A 23,525-nucleotide genomic window follows, 5' to 3' on the forward strand; every position below is an offset into this window, starting at 1 on the left:
ATTCAGAACTCCTTAATTCTGGACCAACTTTTCCATTTAATACATTGGCCAAAACTAACTTTAGAAGAATAAGTGGGGATTATTAAGAAAGGTTTGGAGTATGGGGCCGCTAGGATTTGAGAATGAGTGACTTGGGGCTGCTATTAACGCTAAATAATAGAATAGCGGTAATGCATGAGGTTCTTTTTAACCCCTGAAGCCGATCCGTGCTTGGGTTAACGTGATACCAGGAAGTGATTGCGTCGGGGCTTTTGAGCTTAACGTATATAAAGGCGGCTAGGGGGAGGACCGGGGGCGGCCTCCCCCGGTTGCAGAGCTGCTTAGACTGCGGTGGCAATCCGGTCAACATAAGGCGCCAATTCAGGCTTGTTTTCCAGGATCTCTTCCCGCGAGAGGCCGTCGATCTCGTGGGGAAACACCAGCCACTCTTCGGTTTTGTGGATGTAGTAATCCGGTTCGCGCTTGGCTTTATTGTTTTTGGGCTTGTAGTAAGGTGTTGCGATACGAATTTCTGGCGTGTTCTTTTTACAGGCGGCACGCAGGTCTAAGACCGTTTGCTCAATACTTAGGCCTGAGTCGTGTACATCGTCTACGATCAGCAGCGAATCATGGGATTCGAGGCGCTTGATCAGGTAGTTCAGGCCATGCACACGGACGTTCTTATCACGTTCGCCAATGCCGAGGTAGGAGGAAGTTCGGATAGCGATATGATCCGCATCCACACCCATCACGTGCAGCAGTTCTTGTACTGCGATACCCACCGGAGCCCCGCCACGCCAAACACCGACGATGTAGTTGGGGCGAAAGCCACTCTGGTAGATCTGTTCCGCAAGCGCGTAGGAATCCGTTAGGAGTTGCTGTGCGCTGATAAAGTGCTTTTTCATCTATGTACCCCTCAGAAAAAGGCGAACTTGGCAACAAAGAGTGCCGCTAACACATAGACACTGATACTGACGTCTTTGCTGCGTCCGCTCAGTGTTTTGATGACTGCATAGGCAATAAAGCCCAGTGCAATACCGTGGGCGATTGAGAAGGACAGCGGCATCATAACCGCCGCAATCACAGCCGGAGCTGCCTCGGTGATGTCATCCCAGTCGATGGAAGACAGCCCGGAAGTCATCAGGACACCAACATACAACAGGGCGCCCGCGGTCGCATAAGCGGGGATCATACCGATGAGTGGTGAGAAGAAAGTTGCCAGGAGAAATAAGCCGGCACAAACCACAGCCGTCAGACCGGTGCGTCCACCAGCGGTTATACCTGCGGTGCTCTCTACATAACAGGTGGTTGTAGAGGAGCCCAGTACGGAACCCACTACGGAAGCGGAGCTGTCTGCCATCAGGGCTTTGCCCATGCCCGGCAACTTACCGTTTTCATCGAGTAGCTTGGCGCGGTCGGAGACACTCAGCAGAGTGCCGGCAGTATCGAACAGGTCTACGAACAGGAAGGCGAAGATCACGCTGATCATGCCCACTTCAAATGCCCCGGCGATATCCAGTTCGAGGTAGGTGGGCGCCAGGCTCGGTGGTGCGGAGACCAGGCCGGTGAACTCTACTTTACCGATGGCCAGTGCAATAACGGTAACCGCGAGGATGCCGATCATTACCGAGCCGAGCATACGGCGATAGGACAAAGCCACAATAATAAAGAAGCCCAGAGCAGCCAGCATGGCTTCAACAGACTTAAGGTCCCCCAGGGTCACCAGGGTGGCCGGGCTGGCAACCACGATTCCAGAGCTCTTCAGGGCGATGATCGCCAGGAATAGACCAATACCGGCTGCCAGGGATTGGCGCAGGGAGGTGGGAATACTGTCGATTATCCACTCGCGCAATTTAAAGATGCTGAGTAATAGGAATATCACCCCTGATATAAACACCGCACCCAGGGCCACTTGCCAGCTGTAACCCATCTCACCCACGACCACATAGGCGAAGAAGGCGTTGAGGCCCATTCCCGGCGCCAGTGCGATGGGATAGTTGGCGTATAGCCCCATAATCAAACAACCGATCGCAGCAGCAAGACAGGTCGCCATAAACACGGCGCCCTTATCCATACCAGCCGCCGCCAGGATGTTGGGGTTTACAAAAATGATGTAAGCCATGGTCAGGAAAGTGGTCACACCGGCAATGACTTCCCGGCGAATATTTGTCTGACGCTCAGACAGCTTGAACAGCTTTTCCAATAAAGAGGCGTCGCCGCCCGCCTGGGGAATACCAGACCCTGGGGTCGCTGATGTTTGGATATCAGAGGGTTTCATATCAGAAGTGGTACTTTACTAGCAGGTTTACGTTGCGCTCATTGGAATCTGTGTTGTAGGTACCGTCCTTGAACCCAAACTTGTCATTCCAATGGACATATTCGATACCGGCATACAGTGCCTTGGAGTCACCCCAATTAGCGCCTACATCCCATTTGAGCTGGGAGGTGAAATTCATGCTGGGGTGTGCGTTTTCTGAGGCACTGGTCCAATCGATAAAACCGTCGTAGACGAAGCTGGCCTCGCCGAGGGTAAACGGCATGGCCCAAACCAGGGTCAGCTGCTCGTTGCTGGCTTTGTCGTCGTTGTCACGATGGTAGGCATTAACCTGTACAAAGGAGAAGCCCGGTACCGCAAGATCAAAGCCGAGCCCTGTCAGAATATTGGTGAAGTGTGGGCCAGTAGCGGTGAGATGATCTGGGTCGTCCATGTTGCCCAGTTCAACAGTGCTGGCGACCAATACGTCGGTTACTGGCCCCCAAGCCAGTTCACGACCGCTGAGCTTCCCCAGGCTCAGGCGCGGCGAAATTTCAGTATAGAGCTCTTTGGAGTCATCTTCTGAAGCCAGGTAGTCGGCGAAAATAAACAGGTCGCCCCAGCTGTGACCGCTGGCGTGCTCAAAGGTCACGACGGAGCGCTCGGAATCATCGGTGTTGAGGCCGTAGTTCATTTCATAGTCGCGGCCATACAACAGGCTGAGGCTGTTATCGCTCCAAGTCATTTCTGCTTGTGCAGCTACAGATAACAGGCCGGTGGCCAGCAGTAGCAGGGGCTTAGTTGGTTTCATTGTATTACCTCTGTTACAGCGACAGGCGGAAACCGCACTGGCGGCCGACACTCTAGTCGGCAGTTGGTTAAAAAATAGGCGCGGAATGTACCAGAATTTGTGCCCTATTTTCCAGTGTTTTTTATTAATGCTTGAAGGCATACCAGGCAGGAAAAAGTAAATTAACTTTTAAATACGTTAAAAGTTGATGCTTTGTTTGGCCTTAAGTGTCTTTTATAGGAAATTGATCTAGAGAGAGCCTGAGGTGGGTTTTCCAAAGATTTTGGTGTGCAAGGGGGAGGGCGAAGCTCTTCAGCTAGCCGTAACCGGATTTTATTGTCTTTGGTGTCTTGGGTTCATACGCCTTACCGTAAATGAACGTACTTGGCGATGTGCTTTTTGTCGGGAAAACAGGGGGGGAGCTGGACGAGGGTTGATAGCCTCAACCTGCCTCCCCCCATGAAGAATCAGGCTACCTGTTGCTCTGCATTTGACTGGTGCGCCAGATACTCTTCGTAGGTACCCTGGAAGTCGATCAGCGCCTGATCCTTGATTTCTACAACTCGGGTTGCCAAGGATGAGACAAACTGGCGATCGTGGCTCACGAAAATCAGGGTGCCCTCGTATTTCTCTAGCGCTTTGTTCAAAGCCTCAATAGCCTCCATGTCCAAGTGGTTGGTTGGCTCGTCCATGATTAGCACATTGGTGTCCATCATCATGAGCTTGCCGAACAGCAGGCGATTCTTCTCGCCGCCGGAGCACACCTGGGCCTTCTTGTTGGAATCATCTGCAGTAAATAACAGCCGGCCCAGAATACCTCGCACAGCCAGGTCATCGTGCTTGGGCGTGCGCCACTGGGACATCCACTCAAATATCGTTAGGTCACCGTCGAAATCGGCACTGCTGTCTTGTGGGCAATAGCCGATAGCGGCATTTTCCGACCATTTGATATCACCACTGTTGGCTTGGATCTCATTGACCAGACAGCGCAGGAAGGTTGTTTTGCCAACGCCATTCTCTCCGATAATTGCCAAGCGAGCACCGGCCTCGAGTAGCATTTCCCCATCTTTAAATAGCACTTCACTTTCAAAACCGTGAGATAGTCCCTCCAGGGTCAGTGCTTGGCGGTGCAATTTTTTACACTGGTTAAATGTAATATAAGGACTCACTCGACTGGAGGGCTTGATTTCGTCCAGTTTGATTTTTTCCATCTTCTTCGCGCGGGAGCTGGCTTGCTTGGCCTTAGAGGCATTGGCTGAAAAGCGGTTTACAAAGCTCTGAAGCTCGTCCAGCTCGGCACTTTTCTTGGCATTCTCCGCGTGCAGCTGATCCTGTATCAACGTCGAGGCCGCAACAAAGTCCTCATAGTTACCGGGGAAAATTCGCAATTCGCCGTAATCTATATCCGCCATATGCGTGCAGACAGAATTCAGGAAATGGCGATCGTGAGAAATGATGATCATGGTGCTTTTGCGCTGATTGAGTACATCAGCTAGCCATTTGATCGTATGGATATCCAAGTTATTGGTCGGTTCGTCCAATAGCAAGATATCGGGATCGGCAAAGAGCGCCTGGGCGAGCAATACCCGCAGCTTCCAACCGGGAGCTACCTGGCTCATAAGCCCAAAATGTAGGGACTCGTCGATGCCGGCCTCCAACAGAATTTCGCCAGCACGACTCTCTGCACTATAGCCATCCAACTCAGCAAATTGGACTTCCAATTCGGCTACGCGCATACCGTCTTCTTCGCTCATTTCCGGCAGCGAGTATATGCGGTCACGCTCCTGCTTTATTTCCCACAGGCGGACATCTCCCATAATGACCGCATCGACCACAGTGTACTCTTCAAAGGCAAACTGGTCCTGGCTCAAGGTGCCCAGGGTACATCCAGGCGCAATGGATACATTACCAGCTGAGGGTGCCAGGGCCCCGCTCAGAATCTTCATAAAGGTCGACTTACCACATCCATTGGCCCCAATAAGGCCATAGCGGTTGCCATTGCCGAACTTTGCCGAGATGTTTTCAAACAGTGGCTGGGCACCAAACTGCATGGTGATATTTGCGGTGGTGATCAAGGGCGTATTCCTGGAGCTTGCAAGTGGGCTGGTAAACCAGCTTCGCCAAAATTGGAGGCGTACTGCGGGGGGCGCACTATAAGGATTTAGAGCGGGGGTGTCGAGGAATATGTTCAATAATTGAGCAGGCCCAGTGGTATAGAGGTTGACCCAGTAGCCTAGAGCTTAAAGTGGAATCCGTCGGGGGGGAAATGGTGGGTAAGCTCTAAGCGAGTACTAACTTCTCAGTGGCTACCGCGAAGAGATACGCTGTCTTACATCTGGTCATAACCTTGACCACATTATTATTTATTGAAATACCTGTGTTAAAGTGTGTCGTCTGGCTAGGAGGATATTCCACTCTTGGGTGGGATACGATGATATACATTTGTATACTATTCAAATCCAGATTCTGTAGTTAAGGTCAAAGTAGCTTTATGACCGTCTGGTGATGGGAATCCCCCGGCAAAAGGTCGCCAAACAATAAAGCGACCAATTTAATTTAAATAATGAACGGATCAATTGATCTTATTTGTATCCTTTGGGGAGTTTGGGTGGCAAGGCTAATATTGCTGCTCTCAGGGAATTGAGGGTTGGAGTACTAATGAGGTATAAGTGCCAGACTATCAATTTTTTGATTTCTCTCAGGAGCAGGCAAAGTCTGGAGGTTTTATGAAATCTAATTGTCTACACCTTGCCATCCCTGCTGGGGATTTGGCGACCACGAAAATTTTTTATTGCGATGTACTCGGCTGTAAAACCGGAAACGGTGAAGAAGGGCGCTGGGTTGATATCGATTTCTGGGGCAATGAACTGACTCTGCATCAAAGTGAAGAAAAGCTGCCAAATGTGCGCCACAAAGTGGATATGGGAGCGGTTGCGGTTCCTCATTTTGGCATTCACTTACCGGAAGATGAGTTCCAGGCACTCAAAGGTCGTATCGAAGCGGCTGGCCTGGAATACCTGGATAAGCCTTACCGTCGCTTTGTGGGTAGTGAGTATGAGCAGGAAACCTTCTTTATTGAAGATCCAAACGGTAATGTTTTGGAAATGAAGACAATGCTGAATCCAGAGTTGATGTTTAAATAAAGCTCACCGGGAATCAGATATTAATTTGCCGCCTTCCAAGTACTCTTTGTCGCCTGGAAGGTTAGGTTAAATAAAGTTTCGTAAATAGTTCTAAAATAGTTTTATTTACATTCCTATCCCCGGCACCTAGGGCGAGTGACTCTTAAAAACCACTTAATTTTTTAGCCTATGCTGAAAGATTTTTGGGGTTAATTTGATAGTCTTATCTTTAGAGTTCGTAAAAGGTAAAGATTGGCTATATCTTTAAAGCTCACAGTCAGGTTTTCTGGGCGGGGGTGAAGCAAGATTTTAAATGTTTTTAGTGTTTGAATTTAAAAAGGTAATGCTAATCAATCTGTAAAGACTTTATAAACCGATCGGCGTGATTTTGAATGTCTTTTTTTTCACTGAAGGTGAGTTTATTTAAGAGGCTTAGCATCATAGCCATCCTCGGATTTTTGTTGAAATGACTGCGCTTTTTTAGGAGAAAATTCCAGTAGAGGCTGTTAAAGGGACATGCATCATTGCCAATCCTTTCTTTTACATTATACCGGCATTCACTACAGTAATTACTCATTTTATTGATGTAAGCACCACTACTAATGTAAGGTTTAGTGGCAACTAGGCCGCCATCAGCATACTGGCTCATACCTCTCGTATTAGGCATTTCTACCCACTCTATGGCGTCTATATAGATTCCTAGGTACCAAGCTTCAACTTGGTCCGGATTAGTCTGGGTTAGCAGGGCGAAGTTGCCGGTAATCATCAGACGTTGGATATGGTGAGCATAGGCGTGCTGCAGGCTATTTTTGATGGTTTGGTGCAGGCAATTCATATCCGTATCTGCATCCCAGTAGAAAGCGGGAAGCGGTTTAGAGTTCTGTAATTTATTCTGCTTTCTATAATGTGGCATTTCTCTCCAATAGATACCACGCATATATTCACGCCAGCCGAGTATCTGACGAATAAACCCTTCAACCTGATTGATGTGAATAACCTCTTTATTACATTCCCATTGGCCAATGACCGCTTCTATAACTTCTAAGGGATTAAGCATCTTACTATTGAGGGAGAAACTTAAGCGGCTATGGAAAAGGTAAACTTCCTTTGGGTCCATGGCATCCTGATAGTCACCAAAATGTGGCAATAAATACTTACAAAAATGGTGAAGCATTTTTAAGCTATCTTTGCGATTAATTGGCCATGGGAAGTGTTCCGGATCAATTTTCCCCAGAGTTTTTATGCCAGATTTAACAATACGATTGAATGTTGCAGATACTGATTTGCGGAATTGATATTGATGCGGAATTTTGATGTTTTTCTTCCATTTTTTCCGATTGGTTTGGTCGTAGTTCCACTTTCCTCCTTCTGGGGTTTCGTCACCAATTATCAAGATCTTGTGCTTCTTGCGCATATGACGGTAGAAGCTTTCCATTAAAAGACTTTTTTTGCCTTTGAAGAATTCTGTCAAGTCCTCTCTTTTGGTAAGAAAGTGTTCGGTATCATAGGTTTCAAAGTCTATTTTAAGCTTTGTGCATAATGTTTTTAGCTGATGATCCAGTCGATATTCGTCGGGTAATTGATATTCAAATTTCTCGAATCCGTAGTTTTCTATTAGATTTTTAATATTTTTTGATAGGTCTTGCTGGTTCTGTTTGTCTTGGAGCTGGTAGTATATAATTTGTTTCTTGCGAGATTTTAGCCATGCCGAAAATTCCCGCATGGCTTCAAAGAAGGCCGTTACTTTTTGAATATGGTGAACAACGTAATCTGTTTCTTGGCGCATCTCAGCGATGAAGTAATATATGCTCTGATCGTCATTACGATACCAGGAGTGCTTGTAGTTGAGTTGGTCTCCAAGAATCAGCCGAAGAGTTTTCACAGGTACGACCTCTCTTTGGTAGCCATATAGTTGGTCATTTTACTATTCAAGTTTATATTGGCCGTTGACGCCTATCGCTTCAATAAAAATAGGATCATGCGAAACCAATAGAAAAGTTCCGGGGAACCCTACAAGTGCCTTCTCAAGAAGTCTGCGGGAATCCAGGTCCAGGTAATTATCCGGTTCGTCCAGTAGTAGCAGATCTGTAGTGGGGTTGCCACGTGTGGCTGCAAGCAGTGCCACTTTTAACTGTTCTCCGCCACTTAAGTCTTTTAGAGGACGCAACGCCAAATCACCCCTTAGGCGCATAGTCGCTAACATTGTGCGCCAGTGTCCCTCACTACGGCCAGGATATAGGTGATTAAGGTTACTCAAAGCAGATAAACTCTTGTTGAGAAAGCTAAGGTCCTGATCCAGATAACAATAATTGCCATAATGCTGGCAAACTCCCTTTTTAGCCTTGAGTTGACCCGCGATAATCTTAAGAAGGGTTGATTTTCCACTTCCGTTGCTTCCTGTGACCTGCCAGCGATCTCCACTTTGAAGGGTCAGGGAAATTGGATCTTTATGGCTACCACGGGGAAGGCATATATTCTCCAGGTGCAGTCGTCTTCCCCCGCGTAAATCATCGGTTTTGATATCAAGTTTCTGTGGCTTTAATCTATAGGTTTCTTTCCTGGATCTAGCTTGTAATGCATCTTGCCTTATCTCCAAATTTAATTGACGTTGCTCAAGTCGACGCTTTACTTTCCCAAAACCTCGACCCGCACGATTCTTCTGTGCATCAAGTAAACTTTTACTTTGGGAGTTTCGCTTACTTTCACCTTGCCGCTGTCTTTCTGCGAATTTTTGTATAGAGAGTTGCTTTATCCTGTTTATCTGCCGAAGCTCTTTATGATTATCTTGGGCCTTTTGTAACAAAGCTGCCTGCTCAATATTGCGTCTGTGCTGATAAGAGCTATACCCACCGCCGTAAAGTCTAAGACCTTGTTGGTGTAGTTCGAATATCTGGTTTACATATTCCAATAGTTCTCGATCATGACTGGCTACCAAAGCTCCTCCTGGGTGTTGCATTAAGCTATTGCGTAACCATTCCCTGCCTTCCCGGTCAAGATGATTACTGGGCTCATCCAATAGAAGGTAGTGATTTTTTTTGGAGAATGCATGGGAGAGAAATAATCTCGTTCTTTGCCCGCCGTTAAGGTGTTCGATTGGGGTATCCAGCGGTGCTGTAATTTCTACTGATTCCAGCTGCCGCTGCCAGGTTAAGGGTATATGCCAGTAATCTGCAACGGCTGCGAAGTCTTCTTCAGTAGCAAGACCTTGTTCAATACGCGTAAATAATTTCCAAAGTTGTCCCTTCTCCAGGAAATCAACAATCTTGAAACTGGATAGGTTATAAAACTGCCGCACCAGATGGTTTGGTTTTTTCCATGTAAAATGACCGTTATCAATAGGGATTTGGGAAGAGAGTACCTTTAGAAGTGTGGATTTCCCCCCGCCATTGGGTGCCACTAGACCGGTTATGCCGGCAGGTAACTCTGAATTTATTTTTAGGAATAAAGGTGTACCTCCAAATGCCAATGAGAGATTCTCAAGAGTACAAATAGCCGTCATATGGCCCTCCGACGATCGGAATGGGTGGCGCAATATATTTATTGGGTTTTAGAATTGCCTGTTAAAATTACGCCACCTGCACAGGATAAAATAGTTCCGCAATAGAAAACGGGTTCATTTCCAGTGTTGTGCAGGGCTTAGTTCATTGGCGTAATAGGCTCTAGAATGGGATGTTGAAAAAGTACTTGGGCTTGTAAAGAGTTCTTGAAGATACATAGAATAGTAAACTATCTAGGAAGATGCAAGAAGCCTTCATTATGGTGTCCAGATCCAAGTATTTTGGGATGATATCCCTTGGATAAACTGTCTATGGTCTAAGTGAAGACCTATTTAAAAACCTGTAGTACTAAATTTCTAATTACCCTTACTTACATATTTTGAATATATGGAATGAAATGGTGTAATTTAGGGGCTTACAGCATCTTAAGCTGATGCTGTATGTGGTCAGCCATAGATGTAAGCATGGAGTTTGATAGGGCAGGGTTATGCAATCATCTATTAATTACTGCGGAAGTATATTCAGTTAGCTCTTTTAATGTGTGTCGATGAGAATTTACCGATAACCAATAATTTAAAGGGGGCTATAAAAATAGCCTAATAAATTTCTGTGCGATAAATAGTATTGCTTTTTCAAAAGCGCACTACCTTCATTATCTGATATAGATAATGATCCAAGAATCGAAGATGGCCTCAGGTAGAGTCGGAATTGGTAATGGGTGTCTAAATCTTGAATTCATCCTAAACTCTAAGGAATGTGTATGATCTAGGTTAATGTCCTTTAGGTTGTCTGATGAGTCATTGGTGAGGTGTTGTATGAATAGAATACCGTTGGCTTCGGTGCAAGATTTTGATGGTAAGACCCAAGAGCTTTTGAGTGGACTTCCGCCGGTAAATATTGCTGTTATGCTTGCCAGAACTGGAATTGCCCCTGAAATATATTCCGTAGTTTCAGCACTGTTTAGTGATGATTACCTGCCTGATGACGATCGGGAAGTTATGCTTTATAGAGTTTGTAAAGACAACAACTCACAGTATGAAATTAATTTTCACAAAAAGACGGCATCGCTGCCACAGGAAATTGTAGATATAGTCCTCTCTGAGGATGTCAGCCCATTGGAAACTTGGTATCAGATACTTTGCAAAGCCTGTGATGAAATTACAAATGATGCAAAAATGACAGAGGATTCAGTGCGAGCCTTTGTGGAGCATTATGGATCTTATGATAGGGCTTGCCGGGCAATATTTCTTTTAAGCTGGTTCAATATGCTGACCAGATATTCCAATTCTACTGGTGTTCCATTTGAAAGTGACCAAGTCTTAGAGTCTATCGCCTCCCCGGTAAAAATGGAAAGACACTGATTTAATGGTTAGTTTTGGCTTGAAAAGGGGGGCAAGATCCGGATTTAGGGAAATCTATCAATTTTTATAGTCCGCAAATGATTTTTTATAAATCTGGACAATTACCTGGCCGTTAAAGCAAAATGGTTTGATATAAACGTGTAGCTGTAAATTTACTCAATTCGAATGTAATACTTTCAACCCTGTGGTCTTGCCCATTTTAATGATTCGAGCCTATTTACTACGAGTCGAACTATCCAGGAGTACTCGTAATCTGTTAAGCGAGATAAGCTCTGCTTAAAAAATTTATCGATCGCATCAACCTAGCCAAAACAACTGAAAATTTTTATCAAAATTGTTGATTGTATGGTAATACCCTTAATCCTCATCTGTAGTTCTCAATATTGCATTGGTATTTTCAGATATTTGCTTCGCCAATTAATTTATGTTTGTTCTCTAAAGTTTCCCGTTTCCCCCTTTAAAAAGCTATTTTGCGTTAGCCTATTGGCGGTAGGTAATAGCTTGTTAGATAGGCTAGGCTTCCTATGAAAGCAGGATCCGCTAAGGGGGCTGTCATTATACTCAATATGGAAATATTGCTTCAGGTAGCTATGTCCTGAGAAGAAATTTGCTCAATCTCGTCTGGTTCGTATCCGAGAGCCTGTAAAATAGTCTGATTGTGTTCACCCAGGGGGCCTCCGGCTATATATTGTTGGTTTTTTTTGCCATTAAAATTAAAGGGGGTATTTATTTGCCGGATGGTATTTCCGTGAGATGTAGTTGCTAAGCATAGCATTTTCCGATCTTGAATCAATTTGCTTTCGGCGGCCTCGCTGAATTTGAGTACGGGCTCCACACAGACATCACTACCGTCAAAAATATCTGTCCATTCTCTAAGATTACGTTTAACTATTGTGTCGGTGATGTCCTGTTTTAATTGTTCCTGTTGATCGGCTTCCAGTACACGACTAATCCATTCTGGATGACCTATTCCAGAAAAAAAAGCCTTGGCGAACTGTGGTTCCAGGCTGCCTACAGCCAGGTAGCGATTATCTGCTGTGCGATAGTAATCGTAAAAGCTGCCACCATTGAGCAGTTCCATTTCCAATTGTGGGTCACAACTGCCAGCCAGAGCATTAGCGCCACTTATGGCGTTCAGGGCGAAGGCGCAGTCAGTCATGCTGATATCGATATATACACCACAATTGGTTCGTGTGCGCTTATGTACTGCGGCGAGAATTGCCATCACTGCGTGATGGGAGCCTCCGGCTATATCGGCTATTTGCATACCGCTGAGGCTGGGGCCAGTTTTATTTCGACCGGAGTAGCTGGCCAGGCCTGAACGAGCCAAGTAATTGATATCGTGGCCGGCCTTCTGCTTTAGGGGGCCGTTTTGCCCATAGCCGGTGATTGAGCAGTAGATAATATCTGGACGGATTGCTCGGAGTATTTCGTATCCGAGTCCTAATTTTTCCATTACACCGGGACGGAATTGCTCGACAACAATATCGTATTTCTCTAGGAGGCGGAGAATTATTTCCTTTGCTTCAGGGGTTTTTAGGTCCAGCGCCAGGGATTTTTTATTGCGATTAATTGTGGCGTGTGCAGCGGATACTGGATTTTCAGTATCCAGTATCGGGGGTAGGCCGCGCAACATGTCAGGGCGTGTTGGGGATTCAATTCGCAGAATCTCTGCGCCCATGTCGGCCAATAACATAGTTGCATATGGACCTGGTAGAAGGGTTGTAAAGTCCAAGATGTTAAGCCCCTGAAGAGGGGTTTTATTGTCGTCCATAAATTATTTGTCTGTATTGATAAGAGTGCTATGGCGCAATAGAACTGCCCTAATAAAGTTCCACACCCAAAATATGCGAAAAATAAATTGTGGTGTATTACGCAGTCGGAAGTTACCGGCAAGCAGACTGCTTGCCGGTAATCAGCCAGGAGTTAGATTTCTCGCAAGATTTCGCGGGAAATAATAAGTTTCATAATTTCATTGGTGCCCGCATAGATACGCTGGACTCTGGCATCAGCCCAAGAGCGGGCAATGGGGTACTCCCACATATATCCAAAGCCACCGTGTAGCTGTACACACTCATCTAACAATTTGCACTGAAAGTCAGTGGTGAGCAATTTGGCTTTAGCAGCAGTGGCAATATCCAATTTTTTTTCGTAGTGCAGTTCCAGGCAGCGATCCACAAAGACTCTAAGAGCGGTGAGTTCACTATCCATTTCTGCTAACTTGAATTGAGTGTTTTGAAAAGCGGCAATTGGCTTGCCAAACGCCTTGCGTTCACGTACGTAGTCAATTGTCCACTGTAAAGCCGCTTCGGAATTGGATACAGCAAATATTGAAACGCTCAGTCTTTCTTGAGGTAATTCCTGCATTAAATAAATAAAGCCCTGCCCCTCTGCACCCAAGAGGTTTTCTACCGGTACTTCGACATCATCAAAGAAAAGCTCCGAAGTATCCTGGGCTTTCATCCCAATTTTTTCTAGATTACTTCCTTTTTGAAACCCTGCAGATTGGGCATCGACCAATAGCAGGCTAACACCAGAAGCCCCTTCGGAGGGGTCCGTTTTTGCAACGACAATAACGAGGTCGGCATGTTGTCCATTGGTGATAAATGTTTTAGAGCCATTAAGTAGATAATGATCGCCCTTTTTGATTGCGGTTGTCTTTACGCCTTGTAAGTCGGAGCCGGCACCGGGTTCCGTCATAGCAATGGCCGTGACAATTTCGCCGCTGATACACTTAGGAAGGTATTTCTTTTTTTGTTCTTCTGTGCCGTAGTTAATAATATAAGGTACAGCAATGTTGGAATGCAGGCCCCAGCCAATGCCCGAAAGCCCTGCTCGGGCGATTTCTTCATCGATAATAGAATTGTAGCCGTAGTCGAGCTCCAGGCCGCCGTAAGCTTCCGATATCTGAGGGCATAAAAAGCCCATTTCTCCAGCTTTATTCCACAGGGCACGATCTACCTGTCCATCTTTCTCCCATTGACCGTGGAAGGGGATGGCCTCTTTCTCGAGAAATTTCCGTACGGTATCGCGAAATTGTTCGTGATCCTCGTTGTAAACAGTCCTCGGTATCATCCTTTACTCCATCATTATTTTTTATTATCTGGAATTGTAGACCTGCACGTAACACCTAGGGGTTTGGAGCTGCTATGCAATTTCAAACCCGCTGTAACTGGGCTATTGCTGTGTGTGTTGTCTAACTTTGACAATCCGGTCATTTGCCACAGTGATCAGCGGTTCTTGGTGTTTTATGTCGCTTGGTACATTATTTGATATCGTTCAAGTCCTGTTTGGATTCGGCAAGTGTCATCAAAATTTCTGGCGGTGAAAATCTGTCGCCATAGGCTTCAGTGAGCCTTTGCGCACGCTGTATAAAGGCTTCAATACCATATTGGTTAATGTACTGCAGCGCCCCACCAGTCCAAGGGGGGAAGCCAATACCAAAAATAGAACCTATATTGGCTTCCCGTACACTGCGCAATACCTTTTCTTCGTAGCAACGCAATGTCTCGATCGCCATAATAAACAGCAGTCTTTCTTGGATATCCTCGACTGGGGGTTGCTTGGCCGGTGGAAACTCCTGTTGTAGTCCCTGCCACAGATGTTTTTTCCCCTCTTCGGGGTATGAATAAAAACCTCCACCGGCGGCCTTGCCGGAACGGCCGAGCTCCAGCATATGATCAATAACGGCCTCTGCCGAGTGCGTGGGGATGCTTTTACCTTCTTTTTGTAGGTCTTTTATTGTCTGTTGGCGAATTCTTCCCATCAAGGTAAGTGATACTTCGTCGCTTACAGCCAGAGGCCCTACCGGGAACCCAACCAAGGATGCAGCATTTTCAATAGTTGCTGGATTAATCCCTTCACTTAGCATGCCTATTCCTTCATTGGTATAGCAGCCAAATACTCTTGAGGTGAAGAAACCGCGACTGTCGTTGACAACAATGGGAGTTTTACCGATTTGCAAAACAAAGGCGAAGGCTTGTGCCAGCGTTTCATCGCTGGTTGCTTCACCGCAGATAATTTCAACTAGTGGCATTTTGTCTGCCGGGGAGAAAAAATGCATGCCGATATAATTATTTGGTCGCTCGGAAGCTTCGGCCAGGCCGGTGATCGGTAGGGTCGAAGTATTGGATGCAAAGATCGCGCTGCTATTTAGCTGAGTTTCAGCTTCGCGAGTTACTTGGGCCTTTAGCCCCCGGTCCTCAAATACAGCTTCAATGACCAGTTCACACCCGCTTAGGTCAGTAGCATTGTCAGTAGGGAATATGCGGGACAAAATGGCCTGCATGCGTGCTTCGTCAGTGCGACCGCGGGCTAAGCGCTTTTGCAGGGCGTTTTCGGCATAGCCTTTGCCATTCTGTGCCGCTTCTTTGGAAATATCCTTCAGGACCACCTCAATACCTTTACTGGCACAGGCATAGGCAATTGCCGAGCCCATCATTCCAGCTCCGAGGATGCCGATTTTTCGAATGGGAGTTGTTTCCGATTGGCGCGCGGATTGGGGTAGAGAGGCTCCATCTTTTAATTCGTTGAGGGCAAACCAGAAGGTACCAATCATATTTTTTGCTACTTGACCGCAAGCAAGGTCGACAAAATAACGGGACTCAATACGAGTCGCGGTATCAAAATCTACTTGGGAACCCTCGACCACGGTCGCCAAAATTGCCTCGGGGGCGGGTAGGCAACCGCGAGTTTTTTTCTCTAGCATGGCCGGTGCGACCATCAAAAGCTGGGCATTTTTCGGGTTTTTGGCATCCCCGCCGGGTATACGGTAGCCGGGTTTATCCCAGGGTTGCTGTAGTGACTCGTGGCTGTTTTCTTGGATAAAGGTGCGGGCCTTATTCAATAGGTCCTCTGTATCGGTGGCTGTTTGTTGAATTAGGCCACTTTCTTGGGCTTGCTTAGCGCGCACCTGCTTGCCCTCCAAGAGGAAAGGCAGCGCATTTTGAATGCCCAGCAGGCGGGGCATCCGTATACAGCCGCCGCCTCCGGGCAGCAGGCCGAGGGTGACTTCCGGTAATCCAATTTTTACTGAGTGATCTTCTAAGGCAATGCGGTGATGACAGCTAAGGGCAATTTCCCAACCGCCGCCGAGTGCGGCGCCATTGATCGCTGCCACGACGGGTTTGCCCTGGGTTTCCAGCCAACGCAAGTTAGCTTTGAGTGCCTCACAGGAAGCAAAAAATGCTTTGGCTTCAGTCTTTTTGGCGGCGTAGAGGGATTTGAGATCACCACCGGCAAAGAAAGTTTTTTTGGCCGAACGCACGATGATGCCGGAGAAATCTTTTTGCTTCAGTTGCTCAATTGCGGACTGGAGGGAGTCGCTGAAATCCCGGTCCATTACATTCGCCGAGGCATTGGGATTGTCCATAATCAGATGGACGATGTTGTCACTGTCTGTTTCCAGGCGGATAGATTTCATGTTTGCTCCCCTACACCCTTTCGATAATGGTTGCCACGCCCATGCCGCCACCCACACACAGGGTCACCAGGCCGTAACGCAATTGTCGTTGTTCCAATTCATCGAGTACCGTCCCGATGAGCATGGCACCCGTAGCCCCGAGAGGGTGACCCATAGCAATGGCGCCACCGTTCACATTGATTTTTTGCGGATCGATATCCAGTTCATGCTGGAAGCGCAGTACCACCGCGGCGAAGGCCTCATTGACTTCGTACAGGTCGATATCCTGGGCGCTCAGACCAGCCGCCTTGAGGGCTTTTTGTGCGGAGGGGGCAGGGCCTGTCAACATGATGGTGGGATCGGTCCCGACTACGGCAGCGGAGATGATTCGTGCACGTGGTGTCAGGCCTAGGTCCCGCCCGGCCTGTTCATTGCCAACAAGAATGGCAGCAGCACCGTCGACTATGCCTGAGGAGTTACCGGCGGTGTGCACATGGTCGATGGATTCCACCTGGGGATAACGGGAAATTGCCACGCTATCAAAACAGAGGTCGCCCATTGCGGCAAAAGAGGGGTTGAGGTTGGCCAGCCCATCCATGGAGGTTTCCGGGCGCACCAGTTGATCGTGGTCGAGCAGCATCAGACCGTTCTGATCCCGCACCGGGATAATGGATTTGGCGAAAGCCTTTCTCTGCCATGCCGCAGCTGCCTTGCGTTGGGAGTGCAGGGCGAAGTTATCCACATCTTCTCGTGAGAAGCTTCCCAGGGTGGCGATTAGGTCTGCCCCGATACCCTGGGGAGCAAAACCGGTTTCGATGGCCGTTTGCGGGTCCATAGCCCAGGCACCGCCGTCACTACCCATAGGAACACGCGACATGGATTCCACACCACCGGCCACGACCAGTTGTTCCCACCCGGAACGAACCTTGGCGGCGGCTAAATTCACGGCCTCGGCGCCAGAGGCACAAAAACGGTTGAGAGTGACGCCACCGATATCCCAATCCCAGCCGGCACTAAGAGCGGCCACTTTGGCGATATCGGCGCCCTGCTCACCGATGGGGGTCACACATCCCATCACGACATCATCGACCTGAGCGGTATCCAACTGGCTGCGTTGCTGTAGTTCGCGCAATAGGCCGGAAAGTAGGGTGATAGGTTTGACTTCATGCAGCGCGCCGCTGGGTTTTCCTTTGCCGCGTGGCGTGCGGATTGCATCGTAGATATAGGCTTCTGTGGGCACGGTTATGGCCTCTTTATTATTGCTTGTGGGTACAACCATAGTTGTGTGAGGCGTTGGCGCAATGATGAAAGACGCCAGGGACGGTGACGCGGGTGTCAGCAGCAATTAATAACTCGGTTAAGTTTTTAACTTTATTTATTTCAAATCAAACTAACTCGATGATTGGACTGCCGTACACTCAAATAAGGCGCTTTATTTTTTATTTTCGGCCAAGAAAAAGGGCTGATTGGTGCGTATTAAGATCGCAATAGCCTTTTTGGTCGAGGTTTGAAACAGGCTAAAGCCCTCAATGAAAACTTTTTACCTGTGTTGAGTTTTCACTGGCGTTACCTTGGGGCGGCTTGCGTTTAATAAGCAGTGAGGGTTGACTATGGCGGAGAATCTACTGGAACTGGCGGCGAGTCAGCTGGGTGCCTCGGGTATTGGTACCCTGGCTTCGGAACTCGACCTTCCGGCAGACAAAGGTCAATCAGCACTGGATACAGGTGTCGCATTTGTCCTGGCGGGCATGTTGAACAAGGCCAGTAGTAAGACTGGTATGGCTTATTTGTTTAATTTAATCACTGGAAGTGAAGCGGCGGACCTCACAGATATTACAAATAAGTTTTCGAATAGGGAAAAGCTTGCATCTACACTGCCGGTTGGTACTGAGATGCTGCAAAAGGTGTTTGGTACACGGGTGGAGGAGGTCACAAAAGTCGCCACCACAGAGGTGCCCGGTAATGGAGGCGGGAGACTCCTAAAACTAGTACTTCCCCTAGTCGCAGCGCTGTTAGGCGCACAGGTAAAATCGCAGAAAATGGATGTTTCCGATCTGGCCTCATTTTTAATTGGCCAGCGAGAGTTTTTGCGCAATAAAATTCCCGATGCGCTTTTGGATGCCCTGGATGTACAGGGCTTCGATGAATTGGGAGCCTCTCTGGTCACCCATGGCCACGCCAAGCCTCAAGAGCCGCGGGAGCAGGCGCTTCATGGAAGTGGAGAAAAAAAGAAACCCGTCAGTTTCAGCAGCTGGTTTTTTCCGCTGTTATTGGTGTTGGTAGCCCTTTACGCCTTAAATATGTGTATGGATAAGGGCAGGCAGGAGAGACCTGCAGATCAGCCCCTCGAAACCCCTCAGGAGCAGGCTTTTATGGAATCGCCTTCGCAATCGGGGGACGATACTACTCTCACGGATCGTAATGCCCAGGCGCAGCTGGGGCCGGATAAGTTCACCAGTAACCTCAGCGACTATCTGAAGAGTTTCGATCGTGATCCCAACCAGGAATTTCCCCTGGAGGTGAAGTTTGAGGCGCGCACTGCAAAAATCCTAAATCCCAATGCGGCTGATATCCGTGCACTGGCCAAAATAATGCAGGAAAACCCCAAGCTCACCGTCGCAATTGAGGGGCATGTGCAGGGCGAGGGTAATGAAATCCGGGAGCAGGAAATTTCCCAGGAGCGAGCAGATGTAGTACGGGAAATACTATTACAAAAAGGGATTGCGGCCAATCGTATTACAGCCACTGGAATGGGATCGGCGAAGCCGCTCGCAGGAGATGAACCTGAGCAAAATACGCAGAAAAAAACTCAGAATGAGCGAATTAGTGTACGGGTGGTAACTACTCAGTAGGTCAATCTTTTCATTCCCGAGGAAATCAAAAAAGCCCTGCTTTTTGGCAGGGCTTTTTAATGAGGAAAAGAGTTTTTCGGATTCATTAATCGGCAAAAAACAGGGCTATTTAGCAGCTGCGAAATTTTTCTCGGTAGGCACCGGGGGCGAGGCCGGTCCACTTCTTAAAGGCGCGATTGAAGGCGCTAGGCTCAGAAAAGCCGAGTCGTTCGGCAATTTCCGCTACTGCGGTTTCCTGTTGCTTTAGCTGAAAAACCGCCATATCGCGGCGCACTGAATCCTTGATATCCTGCCAACTGTTTCCTTCATCTTTAAGGCGCCTGCGCAGTGTTTGTGGCGAGGTGTAAAGGCGAGCGGCCACATCGTCGAGGGAGAGATTTTCTATGCTGTTTTGCTGCTGCAGCATGCGGCGGATACGGCCGGTAAAACTATGATCGGATTTGTACTGGGTGAGCAGACACTCTGGCGCTCTGGAAAGGAAGTCCGCCAGCTGCTGCTCGTCTCGCACTAAAGGCATTTGTAGATAGCGGGTATTAAACACTAAACAGGTTTCGGCCTGATTGAAGTAGTGCCGACAGGGGAACATATCGCTGTAATCTTCGTTGTAATCTGGCGGTGGAAAGGCCAGTAAAACACGCTCGAGCAGGATGGTACGATCGATCAGCCAGCTAAAAAAACGCAACCAGATAACCGCGATAGACTCCACAAAGATCTGGTTGGGCAGTTGTTTGTCGTTGCTATGGTGGATAATCAGTCTGGCTTCCTCGCCGTCTTCCACCAGCTTGATGTGCAGGTCGTCACTGACCATGCTGATAAAGCGCGCGGAGCGGAGCAGGGCGCGGCGCAGGTTTGGGCAGCTGATGCAGGCATGCCCCATCATTGCGAAGGTGCCGGGCAGCCAGGGACGAGCCAGGAAACCTCCGGACTCATCATTCAGTAAATCCCACTCCAGACGCAGCAGGCTAGCCATCTGCTCGCGCCCGACTCGGCTGTCGGAGTCTTCAAGCTGGGCGGGATCTATCCCGCTATCCCTAAGCAGCTGTTGGCAGTCCAGCCCTGCTGCCTGGGCGCCCACCAGTTGGGCGCGCACTACCGCGGCGAGGATACCTGGGTCCGCTTCGCGGAGTTTGGGAGTCTCGCTTTCCACTGTCTCAGCCCTCAACATGATTGTGTTTGCTGTATGTAATTATTAAATCTGAGCAGGGATTATGCGCAAAGCTAGCGTGAAAGTCAGGTTTATCCCCGGTAGATGTAAGAAAGAGTGGATTGCGACAGGCTACAAGGACAATTACAGGGGGTTGGAGCTGAACGACTTCGTGTTATTTCTCAGAAATTCGCCGCCCTTAGCCTTATAAACCAGCCTGCTAGTGAATTTATATGATTTAAGAGGGGCACAGGCTCAGTGAAACACCTTAGCTTGTTCTATCGGCACCAGCTTTATACGGGCGAAAAGCTATTGAAATGGGGTTATTGATTTATTGCCAGTATATTTATACGCCTAGCTAACTATGTTTTTCTCAGGTCGTAGGGGGTATAAATGGATTTAAAAGCCATACAGTGGCCTTAAGAGTGAACGCTTATTTATGGGTTCAGAGTCCAGGGGTACCCACCTATTTGGACTGAATGGTCACTTACGCTAAGAATAAATCAGAATCTGCAATAAAGGAGTGGCCTGATGCCATCAACGCCCGTCGAAAGCCCATTGAATCCGACAATCTGCCGACGCATGTTGATTGCTTATTTGATTGAGCAGATTCCCCGCCCCAATAACCCTGCACTTGAGGAAGCGACCGGCTGGCCACGACGTACTGTTCAGGACATCATCGCCAAAGGGTTACCTGGTCACGGCACTCAGGTGGAATTTGTCCAGGAGGGTGTGCGCCACAATGACGGCTATTACCTACTGCGGGATTGGGGCTCTTTTGATCGCAGCTGGGTAAAAAAGAATTTGCCCACAATATGTCAGGTGCTGGGGATCACACTGAGTTAGACGGCCCATTATTCACAGAAAAGCTATATGAATAACCCCTTTCAAGAGCTTTTCGCCCGTATAAAGCTGGTGCCGATAGAACAAACTGAGGTATTTCAACGCAGGCAGCGGCACATCTCTGTGCCGCATTCACCCGGTAAACAGGCCGACTAAGAATTTAGTGAGGTCGCCCTGTCAGGATTATTGCGGTTTTGGACTGTGGCTTTGCTGCAGTATTTTATTGACCTTTTCCAGCAGAGCGGGGTTTGATTTAATACTGCTGGCGATTTCCTGGTATTTACTTTTTGACAATCCAGCCTTTTCAATAGCTGCGACCATTTTGCCTTGTGCCTCCTTATTTAGGGCCTCAGCCTCCTTGATATCGGCGGCCGCTTTAAGCTTGGGTGCATATTCTCGGCTCAACATAACAATTGAGCGGTAGGCATTGGCAAACTGCTTGAGCTGGGGCTCACTGATGGATATTTTGGGGGCCTCTGCCTGTGGGGATGGAGACTGCGCGACAGCAAAGGGCACAGTGAGTAATAGGGCGAAGAGGGCGAGATACTTCAAAGGGGATTTCATTGGGCACTCCTGAAAGTTGGGGGCGCTTTTGCTTCTCTAGGGAACGCCCAGCCACACTGCAGTGCCGGGGCGTTGGTACGGTATCCATTGGCCGCTGACAGCTCTGGTGCGATCAACGCTGAGACATTAGTTTCAGGGTAGCCAGTTTCAGAGAGATCGTGGCGCGATTCCCCGCCACTGCGACAATTTTTATCCGCAGTGGCCAGCGGTTAAAAAAGACCGAGGAACTTCCTGCGTTTTGGCAGCGAATGTTCACAGCTGTTCAGCTGTTGCTGGTAGCGCTGTGCCCGCGCTGAGACTTTGTGAGAAACCCTTTTAAGCCAAGCCTTGTTTTTAAAACTACGCCGGTTAAAACCGCCGTGCCCTTCGTGGTAGGCCAAATAGAGGTGGTAGCTATCATTGGAGCGAATTTGGCACCGGCGCGCGCTGGTGTTGTTGTACCAGCCAACAAAATCGATAGCGTCGCTAAAATCATCTCGATCCGCGCCGTAGTTGAAGCTGGAGCGTTGATATCCGCGCCAAGTGCTGCGCAGCGCCTGGGCGTAGCCGTAGGCATCCGAAGGGCGTGGACCCGGGATAAAACCGAGTATTTTGGTTCGAGGTGGGCGCGCATCGTGCACAAAACGTGATTCCTGGTGCAGGATTGCCATCATAGTGGCTATGGGTGACCCCCACCTGTCCTCCGAGGCTTTGGCTTGCCTGTACCAGCTCTTCTTCTCACGGAAAATAGAACAGATATTGTCGAGGTTACTGGGCGGGCTGGTGGCACAGCCCGCACTGAGGGTGATGGCACCAAGCAGTGCCAGCAACAATTTTTTATTATTTTTTCCCATAATATCTCTGAACCATCAAGCGGTGATGGTTTTCACTCCGGTGCTGGTACCGAGCAGCAATACATCTGCCGGGCGCTTGGCGAAGATCCCGTTGGTGACGACACCGGTGATATTGTTGATGGCGTCTTCAAGGGCTGTGGGCCGCTCAATCTTCAGGTTATAGACATCCAGAATGGCGTTGCCATTATCGGTAATCACACCTTGGCGGTAGACCGGGTCCCCTCCAAGTTTGACCAGCTCGCGCGCGACTAGCGAGCGCGCCATGGGAATTACCTCAACCGGCAGGGGAAAACTCCCCAGCGTATCCACCCACTTGCTGTCATCGGCAATACAGATGAACTCTTCGGCACAGGCAGCGACAATTTTTTCACGAGTCAGGGCTGCCCCCCCGCCTTTAATCAGCTCTAGTGCGGGGTTGGTTTCATCGGCACCGTCCACATAAAACTGGATGCCATCGACGCTGTTGAGCTCATACACGGGAATGCCGTGGGCCTTGAGCCTCTCTGCGGAAGCTTCGGAGCTGGCAACGGTGCCGTCAAACTGGCCTTTCACCTCTGCCAGGTAGTCGATAAAGAAATTGGCGGTGGAGCCAGTGCCGACGCCGACGATGGAATCGGCCTCCAGGCGCGGGGAGATATAGTCAATGGCGGCGCGAGCGGTGGCCTGCTTCAGTTCATCCTGGGTCATACGCTGGATAGTTTCCTGTGCAATTATTTTTGCTTTATCTCTATCTTTCGATAAAAAAAAGCGCAATGTATATAAAAAAATAGAAATCGTGCTAGGCAGGGATTAGACTGGCCTGCCGGTGTTGCGCGCGGCGGCTACTTGACCGTCCACTCCTGCTACTACGCTTGCCTGAGTCGCGCACAGAAATTAACCGCAACG

Annotated in this window: 18 protein-coding genes; 4 read left to right on the forward strand and 14 right to left on the reverse strand. The window is 48.4% G+C overall.

Annotated features, from left to right (window positions below; genetic code table 11):
- Positions 1 to 320 precede the first annotated feature (320 nt).
- The 4 genes from Q1A69_RS03755 to Q1A69_RS03770 form a co-directional block, all read right to left on the reverse strand.
- A complete protein-coding gene (locus tag Q1A69_RS03755) occupies positions 321 to 884 on the reverse strand; it encodes a phosphoribosyltransferase family protein (protein WP_299581319.1) in 564 nt (187 codons plus the stop codon).
- 11 nt (positions 885 to 895) lie between these two features.
- Entirely contained in the window at positions 896 to 2,257 is a 1,362-nt protein-coding gene (locus Q1A69_RS03760; RefSeq protein WP_299581321.1) for an NCS2 family permease, read from the reverse strand.
- A gap of 1 nt (position 2,258) precedes the next feature.
- The gene (locus Q1A69_RS03765) at positions 2,259 to 3,044 is read right to left on the reverse strand and encodes an outer membrane protein OmpK (RefSeq protein WP_299581323.1); all 786 of its coding nucleotides are present in this window, start codon (positions 3,042 to 3,044) and stop codon (positions 2,259 to 2,261) included.
- Between the two features lie 446 nt (positions 3,045 to 3,490).
- On the reverse strand, positions 3,491 to 5,098 hold the full coding sequence (locus tag Q1A69_RS03770; RefSeq protein ID WP_299581326.1) for an ABC-F family ATPase: 1,608 nt from the start codon (positions 5,096 to 5,098) through the stop codon (positions 3,491 to 3,493).
- A 651-nt stretch (positions 5,099 to 5,749) separates the two neighbouring features.
- Between Q1A69_RS03770 and Q1A69_RS03775 the strand changes: the two genes are divergently transcribed.
- Positions 5,750 to 6,166, forward strand: a complete 417-nt coding sequence (locus tag Q1A69_RS03775; protein WP_299581329.1) for a VOC family protein — start codon at positions 5,750 to 5,752, stop codon at positions 6,164 to 6,166.
- 325 nt (positions 6,167 to 6,491) lie between these two features.
- Here the strand turns inward: Q1A69_RS03775 and Q1A69_RS03780 are convergent, their stop codons facing one another.
- A complete protein-coding gene (locus tag Q1A69_RS03780) occupies positions 6,492 to 8,027 on the reverse strand; it encodes a cryptochrome/photolyase family protein (protein WP_299581331.1) in 1,536 nt (511 codons plus the stop codon).
- Between the two features lie 42 nt (positions 8,028 to 8,069).
- Entirely contained in the window at positions 8,070 to 9,644 is a 1,575-nt protein-coding gene (locus Q1A69_RS03785) for an ABC-F family ATP-binding cassette domain-containing protein (RefSeq protein ID WP_299581334.1), read from the reverse strand.
- 813 nt (positions 9,645 to 10,457) lie between these two features.
- Between Q1A69_RS03785 and Q1A69_RS03790 the strand changes: the two genes are divergently transcribed.
- The gene (locus tag Q1A69_RS03790; protein ID WP_299581337.1) at positions 10,458 to 11,003 is read left to right on the forward strand and encodes a hypothetical protein; all 546 of its coding nucleotides are present in this window, start codon (positions 10,458 to 10,460) and stop codon (positions 11,001 to 11,003) included.
- A 580-nt stretch (positions 11,004 to 11,583) separates the two neighbouring features.
- Here Q1A69_RS03790 and Q1A69_RS03795 read toward each other — a convergent pair.
- The 4 genes from Q1A69_RS03795 to Q1A69_RS03810 form a co-directional block, all read right to left on the reverse strand.
- Positions 11,584 to 12,777: a CaiB/BaiF CoA-transferase family protein gene (locus Q1A69_RS03795; RefSeq protein ID WP_299581340.1), complete on the reverse strand. Its 1,194-nt coding sequence runs from the start codon at positions 12,775 to 12,777 to the stop codon at positions 11,584 to 11,586.
- Positions 12,778 to 12,929: 152 nt separating this feature from the next.
- Positions 12,930 to 14,078, reverse strand: a complete 1,149-nt coding sequence (locus Q1A69_RS03800) for an acyl-CoA dehydrogenase family protein (RefSeq protein WP_299581343.1) — start codon at positions 14,076 to 14,078, stop codon at positions 12,930 to 12,932.
- Between the two features lie 190 nt (positions 14,079 to 14,268).
- Complete coding sequence (locus tag Q1A69_RS03805) at positions 14,269 to 16,425, reverse strand: 3-hydroxyacyl-CoA dehydrogenase NAD-binding domain-containing protein (protein ID WP_299581346.1); 2,157 nt, start codon at positions 16,423 to 16,425, stop codon at positions 14,269 to 14,271.
- A 10-nt stretch (positions 16,426 to 16,435) separates the two neighbouring features.
- On the reverse strand, positions 16,436 to 17,644 hold the full coding sequence (locus Q1A69_RS03810) for an acetyl-CoA C-acetyltransferase (RefSeq protein WP_299581349.1): 1,209 nt from the start codon (positions 17,642 to 17,644) through the stop codon (positions 16,436 to 16,438).
- Between the two features lie 370 nt (positions 17,645 to 18,014).
- On the opposite strand from Q1A69_RS03810, the gene Q1A69_RS03815 reads away from it, so the two are divergent.
- The gene (locus tag Q1A69_RS03815) at positions 18,015 to 19,256 is read left to right on the forward strand and encodes an OmpA family protein (RefSeq protein ID WP_299581352.1); all 1,242 of its coding nucleotides are present in this window, start codon (positions 18,015 to 18,017) and stop codon (positions 19,254 to 19,256) included.
- 109 nt (positions 19,257 to 19,365) lie between these two features.
- Here the strand turns inward: Q1A69_RS03815 and Q1A69_RS03820 are convergent, their stop codons facing one another.
- Positions 19,366 to 20,403, reverse strand: a complete 1,038-nt coding sequence (locus Q1A69_RS03820) for an AraC family transcriptional regulator (protein ID WP_299581355.1) — start codon at positions 20,401 to 20,403, stop codon at positions 19,366 to 19,368.
- Between the two features lie 528 nt (positions 20,404 to 20,931).
- On the opposite strand from Q1A69_RS03820, the gene Q1A69_RS03825 reads away from it, so the two are divergent.
- Entirely contained in the window at positions 20,932 to 21,246 is a 315-nt protein-coding gene (locus Q1A69_RS03825; RefSeq protein ID WP_299581358.1) for a helix-turn-helix domain-containing protein, read from the forward strand.
- A 180-nt stretch (positions 21,247 to 21,426) separates the two neighbouring features.
- Here Q1A69_RS03825 and Q1A69_RS03830 read toward each other — a convergent pair whose 3' ends face one another.
- The 3 genes from Q1A69_RS03830 to rpiA all read right to left on the reverse strand — a co-directional run bounded on the left by Q1A69_RS03830 (position 21,427) and on the right by rpiA (position 23,327).
- Positions 21,427 to 21,807, reverse strand: a complete 381-nt coding sequence (locus tag Q1A69_RS03830) for a DUF4168 domain-containing protein (RefSeq protein WP_299581360.1) — start codon at positions 21,805 to 21,807, stop codon at positions 21,427 to 21,429.
- A gap of 209 nt (positions 21,808 to 22,016) precedes the next feature.
- The gene (locus tag Q1A69_RS03835) at positions 22,017 to 22,640 is read right to left on the reverse strand and encodes a transglycosylase SLT domain-containing protein (protein WP_299581362.1); all 624 of its coding nucleotides are present in this window, start codon (positions 22,638 to 22,640) and stop codon (positions 22,017 to 22,019) included.
- Between the two features lie 15 nt (positions 22,641 to 22,655).
- Positions 22,656 to 23,327: a ribose-5-phosphate isomerase RpiA gene (rpiA, locus tag Q1A69_RS03840; RefSeq protein WP_299581364.1), complete on the reverse strand. Its 672-nt coding sequence runs from the start codon at positions 23,325 to 23,327 to the stop codon at positions 22,656 to 22,658.
- Positions 23,328 to 23,525 lie beyond the last annotated feature (198 nt).

Source organism: uncultured Microbulbifer sp. (assembly GCF_947498635.1).
Classification (GTDB): Bacteria; Pseudomonadota; Gammaproteobacteria; order Pseudomonadales; family Cellvibrionaceae; genus Microbulbifer; species Microbulbifer echini.